The 3,295-nt window shown below is 68.7% G+C and carries 3 protein-coding genes and 1 tRNA gene; 2 read left to right on the top strand and 2 right to left on the bottom strand.

The window, feature by feature from the left end:
* Nucleotides 1-1,447, bottom strand: a 1,447-nt coding sequence (locus JMF90_RS30285) for an acyl-CoA dehydrogenase family protein (protein WP_201325820.1), incomplete at its 3' end; no start/stop codon positions are given.
* A gap of 173 nt (nucleotides 1,448-1,620) precedes the next feature.
* Here JMF90_RS30285 and JMF90_RS30280 point away from each other — a divergent pair.
* A complete protein-coding gene (locus tag JMF90_RS30280; RefSeq protein ID WP_041489528.1) occupies nucleotides 1,621-2,523 on the top strand; it encodes a LysR family transcriptional regulator in 903 nt (300 codons plus the stop codon).
* A 98-nt stretch (nucleotides 2,524-2,621) separates the two neighbouring features.
* Nucleotides 2,622-2,696 (top strand) — tRNA-Val (locus JMF90_RS30275).
* A gap of 113 nt (nucleotides 2,697-2,809) precedes the next feature.
* Here JMF90_RS30275 and JMF90_RS30270 read toward each other — a convergent pair.
* Nucleotides 2,810-3,295 (bottom strand): aminotransferase class III-fold pyridoxal phosphate-dependent enzyme (locus JMF90_RS30270; protein WP_201325819.1); only part of this gene is annotated, 486 nt, incomplete at its 5' end.

Below are 3,295 nucleotides of genomic sequence, written 5' to 3'. Positions count from 1 at the left end.
CAAGGATGCGCCGCAGCGCCGTGCGGCTCGCCTCGGGCAGCGGCGCCGCGCCCAGACGATCGCCGAGGAACGTCCGCAGCGCGTCGAGCGCATGCTCGCGTTGCGCGGCACGCGCGACGTCGAGCGCGACGATGTTGCTCGTCCCTTCCCAGATCGAACCGAGATGCGCGTCGCGTACGAGCCGCGCATCGCTCCATTCCTCGATATAGCCGGTGCCGCCGCGCACTTCCATCGCGTCGCCCGTCACGCGGCGCGCGTCGCGGCAGGCGCGGAACTTGATCAGCGGCGTCAGGATCCGCACGCAGCGCGCGGCCTGCTCGTCGCCCGCGTCGGCCTGCGGCAGCAGCAGCGCGATCTGCATGAACATCGCGCGTGCGGCCTCGGCCGGCAGCAGCATCTTCATCAACTGGCGCTGCATCAGCGGCATCTCGATCAGCTTGCGGCCGAATGCCTCGCGATGCGCGGCGACGTGCAGCGCTTCGTTCAGCGCGCGCCGCATCAGCCCCGCCGCGCGCACGCCGTTCGACAGCCGCGACATGTTGATCATGTCGGCCATCTGGTGAAAGCCGCGGCCGATCTCGCCGATCAGGTACGCCTGCGCACCTTCGAGCGCGATCTCGCCGCTGGCCATCGAACGGCTGCCGAGCTTGTCCTTCAGGCGCACGATCCGGTAGCGGTTGCGCGTGCCGTCCGGCAATGTCTTCGGCAGCAGGAACAGCGCGAGGCCCTTGATGCCGTCCGGCGCGCCGTCGGGCCGTGCGAGCACCATCGCGAGATCGGCGTCCGCGTTCGAGCAGAACCACTTGTCGCCGGTCAGCCGCCAGACGGTCTCGCCGTGCGCGTCGGTTTCGCTGGTCGCGCGCGTCGCGATACGGCCGACGTCGGAGCCGGCCGCCTGCTCGGTCATGAACATCGCGCCCTGGTACAGCGTGTCGAAGTCGCGCGAGGCGAGCCGCGGCAGGTAGCGCGCGACGAGCGCGGGATCGCCGAAGCGGCGCAGCGTGCGCGTCAGCGAATCGGTCATGCTGACCGGGCAGCACAGCCCGAATTCCGCCTGCACGAACAGGAACGTCAGCGCGTACTTGACGAGCGGCGGCACGGTTTCGGCTCCATGGCTCAGTGATGCGAGCCCGAGCTCCGCATACGCGACGCGTTCGAGCGCGACGTACGCCGGGTCCTTGTCGATCCGCTGCACGGCCTCGCCGCGCCGGTTGCGATGCTCGAGCACGGGCGGATGCTTGTCCGCGCGCGACGCCCACTCGTCGAGTTCGCCCGACACGCGCGCGCCGAGCGCGCGCAGCCGCGGCTCGAGTTCGGCATAGTGCGCGTCGCCGAGATGCAGCTTCAGCAACGCGCCGAGATCGGGATCGAGGGTGAAGAAATTGATGCCCCGGGTATCGGGGATATTGGATGCGCCGGTGTCCGGCGTGCGAGCGGTGTCGTTCATGCGTGCGTCTCCTGGGTTGCCGGTGCAGCGACCGGGCCGCGCGCCGCAGCGCCCGGCCGGCCCTGCATCGAGCCTCCCGCAGAGCGTAGGCGCGCGATCGATAAGCGTCCAATACAGGATTTGTCCGGTACGATAGAGATCGCTTATCGATGCCGACGCCGGGAGGAGACACCGTGGAACTGAGGCAGTTGCGCTACTTCGTGGCGGTCGCCGAGGAGCTGCATTTCGGGCGCGCGGCGAAGCGCCTGTTCATCTCGCAGCCGGCGCTGAGTTTCGACATCCGCAAGTTCGAGGACGCGCTCGGCGTGCAGTTGTTCTCGCGCACCAACAAGACGGTCGCGCTGACCAACGCGGGCGAGGTGCTGCTCGGCGAAGCGCGCCGGCTGCTGCTGCAGGCGGACGAAGCCGAGCGCCTGACGGTGCGCTCCGCGTCGGGGCTCGCCGGCCGGCTGCGGATCGGCTTCGTCCATTCGATGCTGTATCGCGGGCTGCCCGACGCCGTGCGGCGCTTCGAGGCCGACTATCCGGGCGTCGAGGTCGTGCTGAGCGAGATGAACACGCACGCGCAGGTGCAGGCGATCCAGCGCGGCCAGATCGATCTCGGCTATGCGCACTGGGGCCACTTCCCGCCCGAGGTCGAATCGGTGGCCGTCTATGCGGAGCCGTTCGTGTGCTGCCTGCCGGCCGCGCATCCGCTCGCGCGGCGCAGGCAGGTCGCGCTCGCCACGCTCGCGACCGAACCGTTCATCCTGTTTCCGCGCGACGCCGCTCCGCACTATCACGACCTGATCATCGCGCAGTGCGTGAACGCGGGATTCAGTCCGCTGATCCGCCACGAGGCGCGGCTGTGGCAGACGATCCTGTCGATGATCGAGTTCGGGATGGGCATCGCGCTGGTGCCGCGCGTGCTGCAGCAGGCGAAAAGCGACCGGCTCGCGTTCCTGCCGCTGAAGGATGCGTCGCTCGAATCGCGCACGCTCGCGCTGAAACGCAGCGGCACCGCCGAACCGGTGGCGCTGCGCTTCGCCGGCTACGTGCGCGCGTCGATCGACGCGCTGCCTGCGCTGGCGGGCTGAGCGCGCGGCTCGCGATCCGGTGCTTGCGGCTATTTGAAAAAATTTGCAGAAAGGGCTTTACGAGCCCCAAAATCTCTGACATAATTTGATTCTTCTTTGGGCGGTTAGCTCAGCGGTAGAGCACTGCCTTCACACGGCAGGGGTCACTGGTTCGATCCCAGTACCGCCCACCAAAGAATTCAAGGGCCTGCGTCTCACGACGCAAGCCCTTTTCGTTTTGGCGTCGCGCGTGTCCCGCGACGCGGGCGCCACGTCATTCGACGCCACGCCGCACGCAGGTACCGGCTTACCGTCCGTGCCCCACCCGCTCCGCCGTCGCGTCGAACGCGCGCTTCGCCTTGTCGACGATCTCGTCGACCTCCGCCTCGCGAATCACGAGCGGCGGCGACAGCAGCATCCGGTCGCCGGTCGCGCGCATGATCAGGTTGCCGTTGAAGCAGAAGTCGCGGCAGATCGTGCCGACATCGACGTCCGCGCCGAAGCGCTCGCGCCGGCTCCGGTCGCGCGCCAGTTGAACACCCACAACCAGCCCCGCTCCCGCGATCTCCCCGACGATCGGATGGTCGCCCAGCGTGTCGCGCAGCCGGCGCTGGAAATACGGCCCGATGTCGGTCTTCACCCGCTCGACGATCCCCTCGTCGCGCAGCAGCTTCAGGTTCGCGACCGCGACGGCCGCCGCCACCGGGTGCCCCGAGTACGTGAGGCCGTGATTGAATTCGCCGTTGTCGATGATCGGGCGCGCGACGCGCTCGTGAATGCCGACCGCGCCCAT

Origin of the sequence: Burkholderia sp. E168m23 (genome assembly GCF_016586125.1) — a bacterium.
In the GTDB taxonomy this organism is placed as follows: domain Bacteria; phylum Pseudomonadota; class Gammaproteobacteria; order Burkholderiales; family Burkholderiaceae; genus Burkholderia; species Burkholderia orbicola.
This window is presented reverse-complemented; position numbering and strand designations above follow the sequence as displayed.